Origin of the sequence: Lactobacillus sp. ESL0677 (assembly GCF_029392875.1) — a bacterium.
Classification (GTDB): Bacteria; Bacillota; Bacilli; order Lactobacillales; family Lactobacillaceae; genus Lactobacillus.
The window spans coordinates 1,253,129-1,273,315 of the sequence record NZ_CP113946.1; the positions used below are offsets into that span (position 1 = coordinate 1,253,129).

At 40.2% G+C, this 20,187-nt stretch carries 16 protein-coding genes; 2 read left to right on the forward strand and 14 right to left on the reverse strand.

Annotated elements, in window-relative coordinates; translation table 11 throughout:
- Positions 1–98 precede the first annotated feature (98 nt).
- The 6 genes from rplS to ylxM all read right to left on the reverse strand — a co-directional run bounded on the left by rplS (position 99) and on the right by ylxM (position 3,992).
- Complete coding sequence (rplS, locus tag OZX76_RS06095) at positions 99–446, reverse strand: 50S ribosomal protein L19 (protein ID WP_277133631.1); 348 nt, start codon at positions 444–446, stop codon at positions 99–101.
- A gap of 122 nt (positions 447–568) precedes the next feature.
- Positions 569–1,285, reverse strand: a complete 717-nt coding sequence (gene trmD / locus OZX76_RS06100; protein WP_277178724.1) for a tRNA (guanosine(37)-N1)-methyltransferase TrmD — start codon at positions 1,283–1,285, stop codon at positions 569–571.
- Entirely contained in the window at positions 1,275–1,790 is a 516-nt protein-coding gene (gene rimM, locus OZX76_RS06105) for a ribosome maturation factor RimM (protein ID WP_277178726.1), read from the reverse strand. The genes trmD and rimM overlap by 11 nt, the downstream gene beginning before the upstream one ends.
- Positions 1,791–1,862: 72 nt before the next feature.
- Positions 1,863–2,135: a 30S ribosomal protein S16 gene (gene rpsP / locus OZX76_RS06110; protein WP_277129498.1), complete on the reverse strand. Its 273-nt coding sequence runs from the start codon at positions 2,133–2,135 to the stop codon at positions 1,863–1,865.
- A gap of 83 nt (positions 2,136–2,218) precedes the next feature.
- Positions 2,219–3,646, reverse strand: coding sequence for a signal recognition particle protein (gene ffh / locus OZX76_RS06115; protein WP_277178728.1), 1,428 nt, complete (start codon positions 3,644–3,646; stop codon positions 2,219–2,221).
- Positions 3,647–3,650: 4 nt separating this feature from the next.
- Positions 3,651–3,992 (reverse strand): YlxM family DNA-binding protein, encoded by a 342-nt coding sequence (gene ylxM, locus OZX76_RS06120; protein ID WP_277178730.1) that lies wholly within the window; start codon positions 3,990–3,992, stop codon positions 3,651–3,653.
- A gap of 204 nt (positions 3,993–4,196) precedes the next feature.
- On the opposite strand from ylxM, the gene OZX76_RS06125 reads away from it, so the two are divergent.
- Positions 4,197–5,630, forward strand: coding sequence for an amino acid permease (locus OZX76_RS06125; RefSeq protein ID WP_277178732.1), 1,434 nt, complete (start codon positions 4,197–4,199; stop codon positions 5,628–5,630).
- Positions 5,631–5,788: 158 nt separating this feature from the next.
- Positions 5,789–7,213, forward strand: a complete 1,425-nt coding sequence (locus tag OZX76_RS06130) for an amino acid permease (RefSeq protein WP_277178734.1) — start codon at positions 5,789–5,791, stop codon at positions 7,211–7,213.
- Positions 7,214–7,265: 52 nt separating this feature from the next.
- On the opposite strand, the gene OZX76_RS06135 is transcribed toward OZX76_RS06130, so the two are convergent.
- The 8 genes from OZX76_RS06135 to opp4B all read right to left on the reverse strand — a co-directional run bounded on the left by OZX76_RS06135 (position 7,266) and on the right by opp4B (position 20,185).
- The gene (locus tag OZX76_RS06135) at positions 7,266–8,690 is read right to left on the reverse strand and encodes a C69 family dipeptidase (RefSeq protein ID WP_277178736.1); all 1,425 of its coding nucleotides are present in this window, start codon (positions 8,688–8,690) and stop codon (positions 7,266–7,268) included.
- A 21-nt stretch (positions 8,691–8,711) separates the two neighbouring features.
- Positions 8,712–10,010: a signal recognition particle-docking protein FtsY gene (gene ftsY / locus OZX76_RS06140; protein ID WP_277178737.1), complete on the reverse strand. Its 1,299-nt coding sequence runs from the start codon at positions 10,008–10,010 to the stop codon at positions 8,712–8,714.
- A gap of 2 nt (positions 10,011–10,012) precedes the next feature.
- Positions 10,013–13,576: a chromosome segregation protein SMC gene (smc, locus tag OZX76_RS06145; RefSeq protein WP_277178739.1), complete on the reverse strand. Its 3,564-nt coding sequence runs from the start codon at positions 13,574–13,576 to the stop codon at positions 10,013–10,015.
- Between the two features lie 10 nt (positions 13,577–13,586).
- A complete protein-coding gene (gene rnc, locus OZX76_RS06150; protein WP_277178741.1) occupies positions 13,587–14,273 on the reverse strand; it encodes a ribonuclease III in 687 nt (228 codons plus the stop codon).
- 156 nt (positions 14,274–14,429) lie between these two features.
- Entirely contained in the window at positions 14,430–16,211 is a 1,782-nt protein-coding gene (locus OZX76_RS06155) for an oligopeptide ABC transporter substrate-binding protein (RefSeq protein WP_277178743.1), read from the reverse strand.
- A gap of 169 nt (positions 16,212–16,380) precedes the next feature.
- Positions 16,381–18,138: an oligopeptide ABC transporter substrate-binding protein gene (locus OZX76_RS06160; protein WP_277178745.1), complete on the reverse strand. Its 1,758-nt coding sequence runs from the start codon at positions 18,136–18,138 to the stop codon at positions 16,381–16,383.
- 158 nt (positions 18,139–18,296) lie between these two features.
- The gene (locus tag OZX76_RS06165; RefSeq protein WP_277133606.1) at positions 18,297–19,211 is read right to left on the reverse strand and encodes an ABC transporter permease; all 915 of its coding nucleotides are present in this window, start codon (positions 19,209–19,211) and stop codon (positions 18,297–18,299) included.
- A gap of 14 nt (positions 19,212–19,225) precedes the next feature.
- Positions 19,226–20,185, reverse strand: a complete 960-nt coding sequence (gene opp4B / locus OZX76_RS06170; protein ID WP_277133605.1) for an oligopeptide ABC transporter permease — start codon at positions 20,183–20,185, stop codon at positions 19,226–19,228.
- Between the last annotated feature and the right edge of the window lie 2 nt (positions 20,186–20,187).

Genomic DNA, 20,187 nt, shown 5'->3' on the forward strand with positions numbered 1-20,187 from the left:
ATAGTTGCGAGCAACTATCATATTTTTTTATTTATTACTTGACTAATCGTAGGAAAAAGAACCATCTTTTTAAAAGATGGTTCTTTTTAATACGTGAATTAACGACGCTTTTCTGCGATTCTTGCAGACTTACCATGACGTTCACGTAAGTAGTAAAGCTTAGCACGACGTACACGACCGTGACGTAATACATCAACCTTAGCAACACGTGGATCGTTAACTGGGAAAGTACGTTCAACACCAACACCAGAAGCAATCTTACGAACAGTGTAAGTTGCAGCAATGCCAGCACCCTTTCTCTTAATTACGACACCTTCGAACATCTGGATACGTTCATGAGTACCTTCAACAACGCGAACATGAACACGAACAGTGTCACCAGCGCGGAAGTCAGGAATATCGTCACGTAATTGTTCTTTAGTTAATTCTTGAATTAATGGATCCATAGTTTTCTCCTCTTTCGGCATTCATTAACGCTACCTGCGTCAGCGGAACACCCATAACTCTTAGTGCAGCTGAATGCTGACACTTTTAATATCTTAGCAAATTAGCTACATTAAAGCAAGGCTTAATCCTCTTCTTTAAATTCGGCAAGCCAGTCACGTTCTTTTTGACTCAATTCATAATTTTCTAGCATATCCGGTCGAGCTAAATATGTTGCCCTTAGTGCCTCTTTATGACGCCATTCGGCGATTTTTTGGTGATTTCCTGACGTTAAAACTTCGGGCACCTTCAAGCCTTCAAAGTTCTCCGGTCGTGTATATTGCGGATATTCCAAAAGACCATGAGAGAAACTTTCTTCAACTGGTGAGGCTGCATTACCCAAAATGCCAGGAAGCAGCCGCACTGTCGCATCAATCATGCTCATGGTCGGCAATTCGCCACCGGTTAACACATAATCACCAATCGAAACAGTCTCATCAGCCAAATCATAAATTCGTTGGTCAAAGCCCTCATAATGACCGCAAATGAAAGTTAAATTTTTTTCATTAGACCAGCGCTGGGCCATCTTCTGGTTGAAAGTTTGCCCTTGCGGTGCGGTAATGATTACCTTGCCCTTGTTAGTCAGCGAATCTAACGCCTTTTTAATTGGCATAATTTGCAAGACCATGCCGGCACCACCACCATATGGCGTATCATCGACATGATGGTGGACATCACTGGTAAAATCGCGAAAATTAACTAGATTAAGATCCCATTTGCCGTCCTCTAAGCCGCGCCCCAGCATTGAGGTTTGCAAGGGGGTAAACATATCTGGAAAAAGTGTTAGCACGTTAATCTTCATCGCGCAGGCCCTCCATTAATTCAACATAAACTTTCTTGGCAGCAATATCGACCCTTTTAACAACATCATCAATGTAGGGAATTAAGTATTCCTTGCCGGATTCTTCAGTTACTTGCCAAACATCATTGGCCCCAGGAGACATAATATCCGTGATCTTGCCTAAGACCGCGCCAGTTTGATTGTCCAAAACCGTGCAGCCAAGAATATCACGATAATAATAGACGCCATCAGGCAAGTCGTGTTGTGCATCTTCACTCACAACCAAAGTTTTGCCCTTTAATTTTTCAGCTTGGTCAATATCCGTGATCTCCGCAAACTGAACAAGCCATGATTGCTTAAATGGCCGCCCATTTGTTACCGTTAAAACACGATCATGATTATCTTTGAGAGTTAATTTACTGCCAGCAGAAAAGCGTTCTTCAGGAAAGTCGGTTACTAAATTCACCTTTAATTCACCCTTTAGTCCGTGCGTGGTCACAATCTGCGCTACATCATAAAATTGCATTTGCCCTCCTAAATTCAAGTAAGAAAAAAGTTTGAAGCAGCTAACTTCAAACTTTCTATCTTTGCAAATAAATTATTTGCTTTGCTTTGATTCGTGCAACTTCTTCATTAAGCCAGCACCTGAAAGAAGTGATCTAACAGTGTCTGAAGGTTGTGCACCCTTCTTAAGCCATTCAAAAATCTTGTCTTCATCAAGCTTTAATTGCTTTGGTTCTGCAACTGGGTTGTAGAAACCTACTTCTTCGATGAAACGACCATCGCGTGGCATTCTTGAGTCTGCAACAACGATTCTGTAGAAAGGCTTTCTTTTAGCACCCATGCGGCGCATACGAATTTTTACTGACATAAATTTATATCCTCCTAAAACTTAACGATTATTAATATAGCACTTTTTCAAGCGGGTGTAAAGTGTTTTTACTTAACAGGTAATTATGAGTGATAACGCTTGATCTTCATGCGCTTTTTCTTGTTCTTCTTGAACTTTTTACCCATATGACGCATTGCCATCTTGGCCATTGGCGAGTCCATCCCTGGCAAATTGCCCATGCCCTTAAAATTACCTTTGGTAATCTTACTCATCATGTCACGTGCCTGTTTAAATTGCTTAATCATGCGGTTAACTTCAACCACTGGACGACCAGACCCAGTTGCAATTCTTCTGCGCCGACTAGGATTAAGCAGCTCAGGATCCTCACGTTCTGCAGGCGTCATTGATGACACAATTGCCTTAACGTGCAGAATTTGCTTTTTATCAATATTAAGATTCTTCAGTTGCGGATTGTTAGCCATTCCTGGAATCATCTTCATGACTTGATCAAGTGGCCCCATCTTCTCAACTTGGTCGAGTTGATCAACAAAGTCGTTAAAGTCAAAGGTATTTTCCTTCATCTTTTCGGCAACTTGCTCGGCCTTTTTGGCATCATAGTCTTGCTGGGCCTTTTCAATTAAGGTCAGCATATCACCCATGCCCAAAATCCGTGATGCCATCCGATCTGGGTGGAACTGCTCAAGGTCAGTTAATTTTTCCCCTTGACCAGTGTAGATAATTGGCTTACCTGTAACCGCTCTAATGGATAATGCCGCACCACCACGAGTATCACCATCGAGCTTAGTTAAAATAATCCCAGTAATGTCCAAGCGACTGTCAAAGCCCTTGGCAACGTCAGTTGCAGCTTGACCAGTCATTGCGTCAACAACTAGCAAAATATTGTCAGGCTCAGCAACCTTCTTAACCTGCTCGAGCTCTTCCATCAGGGGCTCATCAATTTCCAACCGACCAGCCGTATCGATAATTACGTAGTCATTTTTATTGGTTTCAGCTTGTTTTAACCCATTCTGCACGATTTGCGCAACATCTGACTGCTCTTTTTCGCTATAAACAGGCACATTTAATTCAGCGCCGATTTGTTCAAGTTGGTCAATTGCGGCTGGACGATAAATATCACCGGCAATCAATAACGGCCGCGCCTTTTCCTTTTGCATTAAGCGGTTGGCAAGCTTACCAACAGTTGTGGTCTTACCAGTACCTTGCAGCCCGACCATCATGATGATTGTTGGAATATGCTTGGACTTGTTCAGACCAACGGCACTTTCACCCATCATCTTAGTTAATTCATCATTAACAATTTTAATAACTTGTTGACCCGGATTTAAACTTTCCTGGACCTCCTTGCCTAAGGCCTCTTCCTTGATTTTCTTAATAAAATCTTTAACGACCTTAAAGTTAACGTCGGCCTCAAGCAATGCTAACCGAATTTCACGGCTCGCATTATTGATATCTTCTTCAGAGATTTTGCCCTTGCCAGTTAAATTCCGCAACGCTTTTTGAATTCGTTCACTTAAATTTTCAAAAGCCATTAAGTCATTCTCCCCTCATTGTTCCTAATAATTGCTTAATTTTAAGTAATGCTTCTTCATGCTTATCTTGAGCAACTGTATCAGCAATCACTGTCAATTTTTGTTCTATTTCATTATAGTCTCTCTGCATGTGCAATTTTGCTTCATAATTGGTTAAAAGTTTCCGGCAGCGCCGTAAATTATCATAAACCGCCTGCCGCGACACGTTGTGATTGACGGCAATTTCGCCCAAAGACAGGTCATTATAATAATAATCCTCAAAATAACTTTGTTGGCCCTCAGTTAAGAGCTGACCATAATATGCGTATAAATCGCCTAATATTTCATTTTTAACGAGTTCGTCCATTACTCTTCACCTTAAATTAGTATAGCAAAAAAGCACCAGTTTGACGATTGCGAACCGCAACTCTTAGCAAATTTTCTTGTTTTTAATAGAAAAAAAGCATTTGCGATTATTTACTGGTTTTCTTACGATAATTAAACTTGCACAGCTTGCTACAATTGTGTAAGCTTCTTTATATTGACATAAGAATTTCAAGGAGAATAAAACGTGAATTTATGGAAAAAAATTAATCGTAAAGAAGATCCGCGGGTCTATGAACAAAAGGACGGTCAATTAGTTCGTTCACTCACTGTGAAGGATTTTTTAGCGTTAGGGGTTGGAACAATCGTTTCCACCTCAATCTTTACGCTGCCAGGCGAAGTAGCCGCCTTGCACACGGGACCAGCTGTCGCCATTTCTTGTATCTTAGCTGCCATCGTTGCCGGGATTGTTTCTTTTGCCTATGCCGAAATGGCCGGAGCAATGCCATTTGCCGGGTCTGCATATTCTTGGATTAATGTTGTTTTCGGCGAAGTCTGGGGCTGGATTGCTGGCTGGGCACTTTTGGCCGAGTATTTTATTGCCATGTCGTTTATCGGCTCAGGAATTTCGGCTAATTTGCGTGCTCTAATTGCTCCTCTGGGACTAAAATTGCCGGCTGCTTTGTCTAACCCATTTGGCGTTCAAGGCGGTGTGGTCGACCTTATTTCAATTGTCTCGATCTTTTTAGTTTCCTTATTAATTAGTCACGGCGTGTCTGAGGCATCTCGCGTTGAGAACGCCCTAGTTGCACTCAAGGTAATTGCAATTTTATTGTTCATTATTGTTGGTATGACCGCAATTAAGACGGCTAACTTCGTGCCATTTATTCCGCAATATCATGCAACTAGCAGCGGTCCTTTTGGTGGTTGGCAAGGAATTTATGCTGGTGTATCCATGATTTTCGTATCCTATTTGGGCTTTGACGCAATCGCAGCCAATTCGGCAGAAGCTAAAAATCCGGAAAAGACAATGCCGCGCGGGATTGTCGGTTCACTATTAATCGCCGTTGTCTTATTTGTCGCCGTTAGCTTAGTATTAATTGGTGTTGTTCCTTATCAAAGATACCTAAATTCTGCAGAACCTGTTGGACTTGCCCTACGTTCAATCGGTCATGGCACTGTTGCTACAATCGTCCAAACAATCGCTGTTTTTGGCATGTTCACCGCGTTAATTGGATTATGCATGTCAAGCTCAAGATTAGTCTATTCCTTTGGTCGTGACGGTATGCTGCCGAAAAAGTTAGGCAAATTAACGGTAGATAAAAAGCCCAATAATGCACTCTGGACAATTACCATCGTGGCCATCTTAATTAGTGCATTCTTGCCCTTCTCCTTTTTAACCCAATTAGTTTCTGCTGGAACACTAATTGCCTTCATGTTTGTTTCATTAGGGATTTATCGCTTGCGACCACGTGAAGGCGTGGACATTTCTGAGCCTGCATTTAAAATGCCCTTTTACCCTGTACTGCCATTCTTAGCCTTTTTGGGGTCTCTTGTTGTCTTTATGGGACTGGATGTTCATGCCAAAATTTATGCAGTTATTTGGTTTATCATTGGATTAGTCATCTATTTCTGTTACGGCTTTGCACACTCAACAATGAACAAGCAAGATGAAGTTTAATAATTTCAATCACGTAAAAAAGCGCAGTTAGTCATAACCGCTTTTTTTATTTTGCTAAATAAAAAGTTGCATTTGACGATTAAAATAATTTGCATTAACATTAATTATTATTTAATTTAATTATTAAAAAATAATCTTATCTGATGGAGGTAGTTTAGTTGAAGTTATGGCAAACAATGAATCGCAAGGAAAATCCTAATATTTATCAAGAAAAAGATGGCCACTTGGTGCGCACTTTAAAGGTACGCGACTTCTTGGCTCTTGGTGTTGGGACAATCGTCTCCACCTCTATTTTCACGCTGCCAGGAGAAGTTGCAGCTTTGCACACGGGACCAGCAGTTGCTATCTCTTGTGTTGTCGCCTCGATTGTTGCTGGACTTGTGGCCTTTGCCTATGCCGAAATGGCAGCAGCAATGCCATTCGCCGGTTCTGTTTATTCTTGGATTAATGTCGTCTTTGGTGAATTTTGGGGTTGGATTTCTGGCTGGGCACTCTTAGCCGAATATTTAATTGGCATGGCCTTTGTCAGTTCTGGCTTATCAGCCAATCTGCGAGCACTAATTGCGCCGTTAGGTTGGAACCTGCCGGCATTTTTGGCCAACCCGATTGGCGTTAATGGCGGATTAGTCGACCTTGTAGCTCTGATTGCCATCATGCTTGCAGCGATTTTAGTTAGTTTCGGGGTGTCGAAAGCATCTCGAGTTGAAAATATTTTAGTTGTTGTTAAAGTTTTGGCCATCTTACTTTTTGTTGTTGTCGGCTTAACGGCAATTAAAGCAGCTAACTTCGTACCATTTATCCCACACTATCGCGCTACTACACACGGACCATTCGGCGGCTGGCAAGGAATTTATGCCGGTGTCTCGATGATTTATATTTCCTTCTTAGGATTTGATACCATTGCTTCCAATTCAGCCGAAGCCATTAATCCCCAAAAGACCATGCCGCGCGGCATTATTGGGTCATTATTAATCGCTGTCGTTTTATTTGTGGCAGTAAGCTTAGATATTGTTGGTATGGTGCCTTACCAACAATATCTAAACTCGGCTGAACCAGTCGGTTACGCCCTGCGTCAGACTGGTCACGGCGGTGTTGCAATCATTGTTCAATCCGTAGCTGTTTTAGGCATGTTTACTGCTTTAATTGGTCTATGTATGGCAAGCTCGCGGCTAGTCTACTCATTTGGCCGTGACGGCATGTTACCTAAAAAGTTAGGTAAACTTAATCAAGATCACAGACCAGAAACAGCATTATGGACAGTAGCAATTGTTGCTATTATTATCTCAGCTTTTATTCCTTTTGCCTTTTTGACTCAATTAGTTTCTGCAGGGACATTAATTGCCTTTATGTTCGTCTCGATTGGTATTTATCGTTTGCGCCCACGCGAAGGCCATGATATTGCCGATCCGGCTTTCAAAATGCCCCTCTATCCCGTTTTACCGTTTCTTGCATTCTTAGGTTCATTCGCCGTCTTCTTGGGTCTAGACAATCAAGCCAAAAAGTACATGCTAATTTGGTCAATAGTTGGCATCATCATTTATTACCTCTATGGCATGCACCATTCGGCAATGAACAAGCAATAACTTTTAACCATACAAAAAGCCTTAACTATCACGGTTAAGGCTTTTTTATTTACTATAAGTTTTCATCCATATTGAAGGTCAACTTCGACATATTAATTGAGTCAATCATCATCTGACCCCACAACTTTTCTGATTGTTTGCGAGTATAAGCAACCGTTTCTTGGTTTGCTTTAGTCAAATAAGCAGTCAATTCGCTGCCACTCTTACCGTCAGCACCAGCAATAACATCTTCAACGCGACGACGGAAGTATTGGTTCAAGTCCTTCAAGTAGTCGGTATCCAGCTGAACAAATTGGGGATAGTGACTTTCAACGATTGTTGCCAAAGACTTGTAATACCACCAAGCATCCTTCATGTTGTAATCCATTGAAGTGTCGTTATATGACGGATCAGTATCATTCATGTTGGCAAAGAACGGTACAAACGGGGTAAAGGTTGGGCCACCAATACATAACCACATGATTGCAGCCTTATCTTGATCAACATCACTTCTAATTTGCAAAATATGCGCATTTTGGGTTCTGTTTAAGCCAATTGGACGAAACCGATGCTTTTCTTCCTCTGTTCCCTTACCAAATGGATCATAGGGCGTATCTTGATAATGACTGCCAAGCACAAATTCAATATCTTCACGCGTAATCTTCTTTGTTGCGCGACGGATAAATGGCAAGTCACCGTCAGTTGGGTCTTGTTCAACTTCGGGATTAAAATACTTCTGACCATACCAAACCCGGTTAGTGTTGTAATGTCGATCCTGTTCAGTATAGGTACCAAAGATGTGGCGGAAGTTCCAGCCTTCATGGTCTGTATTTAAATGATGAGCGGTCACAAATTCTTGAATGCCGTCGCTCCACATAAAGTTAGCTGGATCATTAAAATCAACTTGTTCAATTGAAACCCGGTTAGCTGCAATCGCATATGCATCATCAGGAATTCTTTGGGCAACCCAGTGGTGACCAGTCACAATTTCCATATACCAAATTTCATCTTGGTCACTAAACAAAACCGAGTTACCAGCAGGTGAACCATACTTAGCGATTAGCTTACCTAAATACTCGACCCCATTTTTAGCTGAATGGATGTATGGCAGAACAACTGATTGCATGCAGTCCTCATCCAAACCGTCTTTAACTAATGGGTCAAAAGCCAAGGCGCGTTCATTACCATAAGTTGATTCTGTACACGACATGGCAACATTTTCTTGGTTAATACCACTTTCGTCATAATAACCACGGTGTTGATAATCAACATTTGGAACTGCTGGCACAGCTTGTGCATCCTCAGGTAGATTCATCGTAAACTTATTCAGCCACGACTTAATCTTGCGTCCCCTTTCACCATTAGCAGCTGGATGAATAATAAACTTTTGTGGTGTTATTGGCCGAAAAGTGTCATCGTTGCGGGCGATCATTGTTGAACCGTCAATTGAAGCATTTTTACCAACCAAAATGGTGGTACATGCACTGTATTCTTTCATAATTTTCTCCTTTTGCACTAATTATACCAAATCATGGAAAAGTCCAACAGCATAATTCGCTGCGTCAAAATCAGCCAGGTCCTCAGGCTTTTCACCTAAACCAACTAGCTTCACCGGCAACTTCATTTCGTTTCTAATTGCCAGCACAACCCCACCTTTGGAAGAGCCATCTAATTTAGTTAAAACCAAACCAGTTAACTTAGTGGTCTTATCAAAGTCTTTTGCTTGCAACAAGGCATTTTGCCCAGTTGAGCCGTCTAAAACTAACAAGGTTTCTGTTGGTTCATCAGGTGCCTGCTTTTTAATGATGCGCTCAATCTTCTCAAGTTCGCTCATTAAATTCTTCTTATTTTGCAAACGACCAGCTGTATCGACCAATAAGTAATCAACATGCTCCTTAATTGCTCTTGCCGTTGCGTCATAAACAACTGAAGCGGGGTCGGCCTGTTCTTTTCCTGTTACGACAGGGACATCAACACGATTGCCCCATTCAACCAATTGCTCAACTGCACCGGCTCTGAACGTATCAGCAGCTGCTAACAACACCGACTTGCCCTGATCCTTGAACCGCTTCGCTAATTTACCAATCGTCGTGGTCTTGCCAGCGCCATTAACTCCGACAAAAAGATAAATATTGGGTTGACCATCATCGTGAGAGCGCAATTTTTCATTTTCGGCATCCCCGTTCTTGTCGTATAGGTCCACCAACTTTTCAACGATTAATTTCTTTAAGTCATTATGCGACTTAGCCTTTTGTAATTTGGCTTCGTCTTTTAACTCTGATGTTAATTCCTCAGCAGTTTCAAAGCCAACGTCTGATTCAATCAACAATTCTTCCAAATCGTCAAAAAAGTCCTCGTCAACCGACCTAAATTGCGCAAAGAACTGATTTAACCGAGCACCAAAACCTTTGTTGGTTTTGGCAAGGCCCTTTTCGTACAGTTCTGTTTGGTCTTGCTTCTGCGTTGCAGTTTCTAGAGGCGTTGCTTCTGCTTTAGATTCCGTCTTCGGTTCTGTCATTTCTTCAACTGCAGACGTACTTACAGCTGATTCGCTAGGTGCAGCAGACATTGTTTGACTGCTAGAAACAGATTCCGCTGTCGCTTCCGACTGTGACTCAGACTTTGGCTCATTCACCGCACTTATTGCAGCTGATGAAATTGTACTTTCATCTTCACTCTGCGCAACTTCTTGCGTCTCAGCGCCAGCACTAGATTCTAGTTTGGCTTCAGACTGTTGTTCTGCCTCAACTTTAGGCTCTACTTCAGCCTCTTCTTTATTACCAAATAGTGATTTTTTGATTTTATCAAATAAGCCCACTCTTAGTTCACCTCATTTTTTAATTCTTTTAACGATACTGAAAAGACTTGCGAAACGCCAGACTCTTGCATCACAACGCCATATAATTGGTCCGCTCGCTCCATTGTACCGCGCCGGTGCGTAATCACAATAAATTGTGTATGCATGTCGTATTTTTTCAAAAATTGTGCAAATCGGGTCACGTTCGCATCGTCCAAGGCAGCTTCGACCTCGTCCAAAACGCAAAATGGCACCGGCTTAACCTTCAGCATCGCAAATAATAATGTAATGGCCGTCAATGCCCGTTCACCACCGGACAACAGACTTAAGCGCTGCAACTTTTTGCCAGGTGGCTGCGCAATAATTTCAACCCCCGTCGTTAACAAGTCATCAGAATCGGTTAAAACCAGCTTTGCATTGCCGCCGTCAAAAACAACTGGGAACAGTTCCTTAAAGCTCTTGGCAACCGCAGTAAAAGTCTTACTGAAACGATTGCCAACTTCCTTGTCTAATTCAGTCATTGACTGGCGCAAATTATCTCGCGCCTTAAGCAAGTCGTTCTGCTGATTATTGAGAAAATCATAACGCGTTTTAACTTCTTCATATTCGTCAATTGACTTTAAGTTAACTGGACCAATATCCTCAAGCGTCATGCGGTGCAATTTAACTTCTTTTTGCAATTGCTCACGCGTTTGTTGCGTATTTTCACCCTCAGCATGGGCCAATGCAGCCTCATAAGTCAATGAATAATCTTTATTCAAAGTTTCAAGTCGTTGGTCAATTTTACTGCTAAACTGGGCAATCTTAACCGAAAGGCCTTCTTGCTCACTTGCCGCATCCTTACGTAAATCATAATTGCGGCTGGCAACTTGGTCCAATTGATTAATTTGCGCATCAAATTGCCCGAGCTGCGAACTTAATGTATTCAGCTTTTCTTGCAGTTTAGCCTTTTGCTTAATACCAGTTGCATTTTCTTGGTGCAATTCCTGCTTTTTTTCTTGGTCAAGCTGACCATGATGTTCCAAATCCGCAAGTTTTGCTGTCAAGGTCTTAACTTGTTTTTGCTGGTCAGTTAATTCTTGCTGATTTGTCTTTTGTTGACTAGCCAAATTTTCTAATTTGTTAGTATAAACCGCAATTTGTGGATCAAGTTCAGCCAACTTATCCTGGACTTTTTGGTTTAACGTTGCAAAGTTCTTAATTCGCTCCTGAAGCTGGCTAATCTGCTCTTTTTGTTCAGCAATTTTTGTCACAAAATCGGCCTTTTGCTGCTCAGCCTGCTTAATCTTCGCCGTTAACGACGCAATTTGCTTGTCTCGCTCTTCTCTGCGAGATTCAAACAATTGGTTGGCAGCTTTTAGGCGGTCAACCTCTTTTTCTTGGTTTTGATAAGAAAGGACAGCTTCGCCCAAATCGCGACTAACTTCCTGCAATTTCTGTTTAACTTCAGACAATTGCTGCGTTAATTCTTCGTCTTGCTTAACTAGCGTTGCTAAATCTGTCTGGTCAATAGTTAAACCTTCTTTTAATTGCGCGATTTTTTGTTTAAGCTGCGTTAATTCAGCAGCAGTTTGCAAAGGCGAATTATTCTTTTGGTTGCGGACACCACCAGTCATTGAACCGCCGGGCGAGATAATATCGCCGTCTAAGGTAACAATTCGGTAGCGGCCAATGCGACGCGAAATTTGCAAAGCATTATCAATCGTATCGACAATCACCGTACTCCCAAGCAGGTAATTAATCGCCGGACTAATATCTTCGCTACTGGAACTTTGCACCAAATCACTGGCAATCCCCTGATAACCAGCAAACGACTGCAAACTGCGAACGGTTGAAGCAGGAATTGAATACTGCCGTAAGCCATCTAATGGTAAAAACGTGGCTCGACCAGCACGACGCTGCTTTAACTGATTAATCGCATCTCGAGCATCTGAACGCGTCGCCGCTACTAAGTCTTGCACGCCACCGCCAAGTGCCGTCGCCATTGCGGCTTCTAGCTCTGCCGGAAATGAAATCAACTCACCAATTGCCCCAATAATTCCGGGATAGTCAGCCAGATTGTTTAAAACATTGCGAACACCATAATAGTAACCCTCATGACGTTTGCGAATATTTTCCAATGCTTCATATCTTGCACTTACTTGATTCAGCCGGTGAGTATTTTCAGTAACAGTTTGTCGTAAACTATTTAATTTTGCTTGGACATCTTCCTGCTTAGACATTAATGTAGCAGTCTGCTGCTGCTCTTTTGTCCGCTTTTCCTTAAGTGCTGTGCCTTCTGACTTTAGCCGATCCAGTTCTGCTCTTGACTTCGTTAATTCGGTTGTCACATCAATATTTTGATAACTACTGTCATCACGCGTTCTTTTTAATTCAGAATTGAGATAAACAATTTCATTATTATTGGAAGTTTGATCTTGTAATAACTGGATATAATCAGAGCGTAGATCGTCTAATTTTTGATTTAAGTTAGCGGGATTTTCGTTTAATTCCGCAGTTAAATCCGAGCGCTGATCTTGCAGTTTCTGCTGCTGATTAATTAGCGCTGTCTTTTGCTCAGCCAGATTTTTACCATCAGCCTGAAGCTGGACAACCTGGGCTTTTAAATCGCTTAATTCAGCCTGATATTCTTTCTTAGTGGCTTCGCTATATTGCTTGCTTTGCTCCGCAATCTGCAAGTTGGCGTTTAAATCCGACAGTTTTTTAGTTAATGCGAGTAAATCGGCCTGCACCTGCTCACGCTGGTCGCTTAATTGCTTGTATTCATTGCGCTTAGTTGTGACCGCACTTTGAGATTCCTTAACTTCGCAATCAAGCTTAGACAGCAGAACCTGATTTTTGTCAGCTTTTTGTTGCACCTGGGCTTTTTGCTTATCCAAATCCGCAATTTCAAAGGCCAACAAGGTTTTTAACTTTTGATCAAGCCCCTGCTTTTGAAATTGGTACTCCTTAGCTAATGAACTCTGTTCATGCAGCGGCTCAATCCGTTGCTCCAGTTCCTTAACCAAATCATTAATTCTAACCAAGTTGTCTGTCGTCTGTTCAAGCTGCAGGCTAGCAGCTTCCTTTTGCTTCTTAAAGTGAAGTACCCCAGCAGCTTCTTCAAACAGCACTCGCCGTGCTTCTGGACGCGAATTTAGTATTTGGTCTACTCGTCCCTGAGAGATAATCGCTAAACTATCTTGCGAAATTCCAGAATCCAAAAAAAGTGCGCGAACATCGCGCTGTCTAACTGAATGCTTGTTAATCAAGTATTCATTATCACCTGAAAGCAAAATTCGCCGCGTTACCGTCACTTGGTCGGCGTCAAAATGCAGCTCGCGTTTCTGATTGTCAAAAACCATCGTCACTTCAGCATGATTGGCACCCTTACGAAATTCACTTCCGGCAAAAATAACATCTTTCATATTAGAACCACGCAGCGACTTCGCCCGTGATTCACCCATTACCCACCGAATGGCTTCAGTAATATTACTTTTCCCACTACCATTGGGGCCGACAATGCCAGTAATCCCAGCATCAAATTCAATCCTAGTCTTTTCTGCAAAAGATTTAAAACCGTCAATTATTAGTTCTTTTAATGGCACAAGCAACCCCCTAGCTTCTCTTGGCTAAGGCAGCCTGTGCCGCGTCCTGCTCTGCAGCCTTCTTATTATGACCTGCACCTTGGGACACAACTTTGCCATTAACCCGCAATTGTACCGTAAAACGAGAAGGCAGCTGTTCCTCCTTAATTACCTGATATTCAATCTTAACCGGGCCATCTTGCTGCAAGAATTCCTGCAGGTCGGTCTTGTAATCTCGTGATGCATCAAACTTACCAGCATCAATTAATGGATAAACAGTTAAATGAAGAAAGTGTTCAACTGCATTCATGCCTTGATCAAGGAAAAGCGCACCATTGAAGGCCTCAAACACGTCTTCAAGCAATGTCTTGCGTGAACGTGCACCGGCTTTTTCTTCACCATGACCTAAATTAATTTCAGCTGGAAAGCCAAACTTCTTGGCAAATTCGGCGAAGCCTTCAGTATCAACAATGTTAGACCTCATCCGTGTTAATTCACCCTCATTTAATTCTGTAAAATGACGGTACAAGTAATCAGAAATTGCCAGTTCCAATACCGCATCCCCCAAAAACTCCAGCTTTTCATAATCGCGAACTCCATCCTGCGGGTGTTCATTAGCGTACGAAGAATGCGTGAATGCTTCTTCCAATAATTGGGAATTGTTAAACTTGATTTTATATTTGTCATTTAATTGATTAACAAATTTCGTGCTTACCATCTTCTCAGCTCCTTTATTCTTTGATTATACCAGTTTTTGCGCGATAAAATGCAATTCCAGCGATAAGTTATCCTTAAAATACACAAAAAGCACAAGGTTTTTTAAACCATGTGCTTTTCGCTATATTTATACTAAAAGGATTTTCAATTATGTTAGTTATTTGGTAAATGCCACATTTCCCCATAATTGATGACCGTTATTCATTGCAGATGGCTTTAAAGAGTAACCTGTAACTTTATTATTAACAGCATCAATTTGATACGAATTATCCATCGGAATTACAAACGCTTGATCAAACATATACTTTTGCCACTCGTGGAATTTTTGTACACGATATTTATGATCAAATGCCTTCTGAGAATCCATCTCTTCCATTAGTTTGTTATTCTCTGGTGTAACAAATCTTTCATAATTGGACATCGTTCCCTCGCTGTACATTTGAGTTTGTGAAGGTTCACTTGATAGTGTCCAGCCAGCATCAAACATATCAATTCCAGGAGCATCGTGTTGAACCTTATCATAAAATGAATTTAATTCAGTTAAACGACCGCCAACAAGTTTAACATTCAAACCAATTTTATGCCATTGTTGAATATAGTTTTGAGTAATTGACTCTTTAATCGATCCAAGTTCTGCATTAGTTTTAGCTAAGTAATTAATGGTTAATGGCTTGCCATTTGGTTGAACGCGCCATTTACCCTTCTTTTTATAGCCAGCTTTGTCCAGAATTTCGTTAGCTTTCTTCAAATTATAAGTGTAGCCTTTAACATCTTTGTTAAAGTAATCACCAAATTGTGCTGGAATTAAAGTTGGAACTTGGAAACTTAGCCCCTGCGTATAACGCTTATCAACCGCATCAATATTCATGGCATAGCCAATCGCTTGCCGCAATGGTTGAGTCATCTTAGGCTTCTTCTCCATCACGTTTTTGCCTTGCTTATTGTCCCATTTACCTACTTTGAACCCAAGGTAATAATATGAAAGTGGAATTGAAGCTACAAAGTTAATTTTCTTTGTGTCCTTAACTTGATTCCATTGCGGATTAATGACACGAGTAACATCAAACTTATGACTCTTAATTGACTGCGAAGCTGAATTAGGAGAAACAACTTGATAAATTATTTTATCTAGTTTTGGCTTACCACGCCAGTAATACTTGTTTGGTACCCATGTCACTGATTGACCACGAACAATTTTTTGTACTTCATAAGGTCCAAAATACAGTGGCTTCTTGCGAACTTGATCCGATGACTGTAATTTCTTAAATGGAATATTCTTTAGATAGTGATATGGAGCAGCCATTTCCCAAATATAACCATTACCTGAGTTGCTCATTCCCGGTTTCAATTCCGTACAATGTAAAACTGCAACCCGTCCATTTTCACCATTAGGCATCTCAATCCCAGAAATTGTCTTGGCTTTACCTTCATGATACTCTTTCATACCTTTGATAAGATTGAACTGGCTTGTATATCTTTGTGAATTCGTAGCCTTATTAGCAATGATTTCATATGCATATTCAATGTCCTTAGCAGTTACTTGCTTGCCATCAGACCATTTGACACCCTTTTTCACGGTAATGGTAGCTGTGTTAGCCTTACGATCAAGTTTTAAAGTAGCAGGACCTTTATCAGTAATCTTGTAATTATCATCTGTATCGAATAGTGATTCTTGCCCCGGACTAGAAATATCTGCATCTACTTGATCCATTTGGAGTTCTTCATTAAAAATACCAGTAAACGGCGTATCTGTTTCTTCAGCTACTTTTAATGTTCCACCTATCTTAGCAGTCTTAACTGGAGTTACCTCTGGAAATTTACTAGCAGTCTTGGCATTCTCATTATTATCATTACTATTGCCGTTATTACCACAAGCTACTAATGTTAAAGCAGCTGCTGTAACCACTCCAACTGAGCTTAAAAATTTACTTTTTTTCATAATAAGCTACCCTTTCTTATTATCATTTAACAATTTTTTCGAAACAAGCTAATACTTAAATCCTACCATGATTAATTAAAAAATCAACATATTAATTAATTTAAATTTAATATATACGAAGAATAAAAAAAGTCCTAAGAACCTAATCTTAGAACTTTCAAAAGAATATTTATTTAGTAAAGGCAACATCAAAAAATTGATAATTTGCTTTTGAAGGTTTCAAAGAGTACCCTGTAACCTTATTGTTCACAGAATATAAGTTATAATTATTATCCATTGGTACAACGTAAGCTTGATCATTCATGTATTCCTGCCACTCATGGAATTTTTGAACGCGATATTTATGATCAAATGCCTTTTCGGAATCAATTTCTTCCAATAATTTACTATTCTTACTGGTCACAAATCTACCATAATTAAATGGAGCTTTTTCATTATAAAGATCATTCGGTGAGGGTTCAGTTGATAAACTCCAAATTCCATCATACATGTCTATTCCAGCTGCGTCATTTTGTAATTTATCGTAAAATGAATTACCTTCAGTTAATCGACCGCCAACAAGCTTCACGTTTAAACCAATTTTATGCCATTGTTGAATATAATTTTGAATGATTGGTTCTTGAATTGAAGATCCTTGCATTGCTAAGAAATGAATAGTTAACGGCTTACCATTAGGTTGAACACGCCATTTGCCCTTCTTCTTATACCCAGCTTGATCTAAAATTTGAGTAGCTTTCTTTAAATTATATGGATAACCCTTTGAATTCTTATCAAAGTAATCACCAAATTGTTCTGGAATTAACGTTGGTACACGGAAAAACAAACCATGCGTATAATGCTTATCAACTTGGTCAATATTCATCGAATAACCAATTGCCTGACGCAAGGGCTTAGTCATTTTAGGATTCTTTGACATAATATTTTTACCTGTTTTAGCGTCCCATTTACCAAGTTTAAAGCCCATATAACTATAAGACAGTGGTATATTAGCAATAAAATTAACATCCTTAGTATCCTTTACATCAGTCCATTGCGATGCCCTAACTTGAATGACATCAAATTTATGACTCTTTAAAGCCTGTGAAGCAGAATCAGGGGAAATTATCGAAATAACAACTTTATCAAGCTTTGGTGTACCACGCCAGTAATATTTGTTTGGCGTCCAAGTGGTTGATTGTCCTCGAACAATTTTACTCATCTTATAGGGACCAAAGAACATTGGATTTTTCCTAATTTTGTCACTAGACTCAAGCTTATTAAATGGTATTCCTTTTAAGTAATGATAAGGTTCAGCTTGCTCCCAGAAATAGCCATTTCCTGAGTTATACATACCAGGTTTCATTTGCTTAAAATGTAAAACAACCTTACGCCCATTTTCGCCATCTGGCATTTCAATACCAGAAATTGTTTTAGCCTTACCTTCGTGATATTCTTCCAAGCCAACAATATCAGCTAAACTAGCTGTATATCTTTGACTCTTACTTTTCTTATTAGCAATAATTTCATAAGGATATTCAACATCTTTAGCAGTTACTTGCTTGCCATCAGACCACTTAACACCCTTTTTAACTTCAATTGTAACAGTTTTAGCATTTTTATCTAACTTAAAAGTTGCCGGACCTTTATTTGTAATCTTATAAGTATCATTTGTGTCAAATAATCCTTCGGCACCAGGAGCCATCATATCAGCATCAGTTTGAACCGTATATAATTCAGGAGCAAAAACACCTGTAAATGGGGAAGCTGATAATTCGGCTTTCTTTAAAGTACCACCTTGCTTAGCAGTTTTAATTGGAGTTTCTTCAGGGAACTTACTTGCTGTTTTAGCATCATTAGTATTATTACTACTACTTTTACCACAAGCTACCAGAGTTAAAGCTGCTGCAGTAACTACTCCAACAGAACTCAATAATTTTGTTTTTTTCATAAAACTACACTTTCCAACTCACAAACACGATTTTTTGAAACAAGTCAATAGTTAAATAATAGCATGATTTATTAAAAATTCAATAGTTTATGAGTTCATAATTAAAGATATTAAGTAAGAAAAAAGCCTTACTCTTTAAAGTAAAGCTTTTAATTAAATTAATTTTCACGTTGACGAGCGTCCCCTGCACGTTGCAAGGCACGACCAACATAGTTAATACTTAAAGAAATCATCAGCAGTAAAATTGTCGCTGGTAACCACAACCACGGCCGGTTAACAACGTTAACTGGATCGTTAGCAAATCCAATCAGCGTACCAAGTGACGGCGTTGTTGTTGGCAAGCCATAGCCAATAAACGATAGTGTTGTTTCGACACCAATGTTACCGGCAATTGTTAATACGACATCAATAATAATCATTGAGGTAATGTTTGGTAAAACTTCTCTAAACATAATCTTCAAGTCAGACGAACCCGAAGTTTTAGAAGCTAGGACATAATCCCGTTCACGCTGCGACAAAATGAAGGCACGGAAGTAACGCGCCGTTGAAGTCCACGCAAAGATGGAAATAATCCAGACCAAATTAACCGCATTGTAGTTAGGAATAACAGTTACAAGAACAATCATAATTGGCCATCTTGGCAAAACCTGGATGAAGTCAACAATTCTCATTATGATTGAATCAATATAACCACCGTAATAGCCTGAAACTAGTCCAACTAATAAGCCGACAATTTCAACAACTGCAGTAACTGCCAGACCAATCATAATTGAGTTACGACCACCCATCATGAGCAGCTTTAAAATGTCACGACCACCGTCATCAGTACCAAAGATATGGCCATTTTGACCCCAGCCATAATAGGCATCGACAATATTAATTTCTGTAACTTGTGACTTATGTAGAAACAGTGAGCCACCAAAGGTAAACAATAAAATCAGAACGATAATAATCGCAGCAGTAAAAGCTACTTTATCATGTCTAATTTCGTGCATTGCAACCTTAAATCCAGATGCAGGAGCTGGGCGTGATGCTTTTTGGTCTTTTTGTAATTTTTCTTTATTTTTAGCCATTTTACTCTCGCCCCCTACTTAATCCGAATTCTTGGGTCAACAATACTCATGATAATATCTGAGAGCAAGTTACCTAATAAAGTTAAAATACCAAAAATCAAAATTAATGCAGTCAGCGTCGTATAATCACGTTGAGAAATTGAATCCAAGAAGAGTTTCCCCATTCCTGGGTAACTAAAGACAGATTCAATAATCATTGAACCACTTAATAGACCGGTAATTACCGTTCCGAAGTTAGAGGCAATCGGCAATAATGAGTTACGCAAAATATGCTTGTTGAAGACAACGTTTTCTGGAACACCCTTACTGTGTGCTGTTCGAACATAATCCTCAACCTTGTTATCGACGATACCCGTACGCAAATACTGAACAATACCAGTGGTTGTAACGAGCGCTGTCAGAATTGCTGGTAGCAGCATATGGTAGAATTGACTGCCAATTACCCCCCAGAAGCCCGATGCATTAGCCGAAACTGAACCTGAAATTGGGAACCAACCTAATGTGAAGCCGAATAGCCAAATAGCTAAAATGTAAAAGACAAACGGCGGCACCGCATAGGTAACATAGTTAAAGATTTCAACTGCTTGGTCTTGCCATTCATCTTGATGACGGCCAGCGGTAATTCCCATTGGAATTGAAATTGCATAAGTAATAATCGTTGATAATAATGACAACCAGAAGGTATTAACCGCACGGTCAGCAATTAAAGAAACAACCGGCACGTGTTGGATATAACTCGTACCAAGATCGCCCCGGAACAAGTTACCAACCCAACGACCATATTGAACTGGAATTGGATCATTCAAACCCGCTGCCTGCTTTAAAGCAGCTAACTGCTTGGGATCGGTGTTGGGGTTAATTTGGCCACTAAATGGGTCACCAGGCATCATTTTAGCCAAAACAAAGACTAAAAAACTCAAGATAATAATTTGCGGAATCATAACCAAAAAACGTCTAAGAATTGTTTTCCACATTT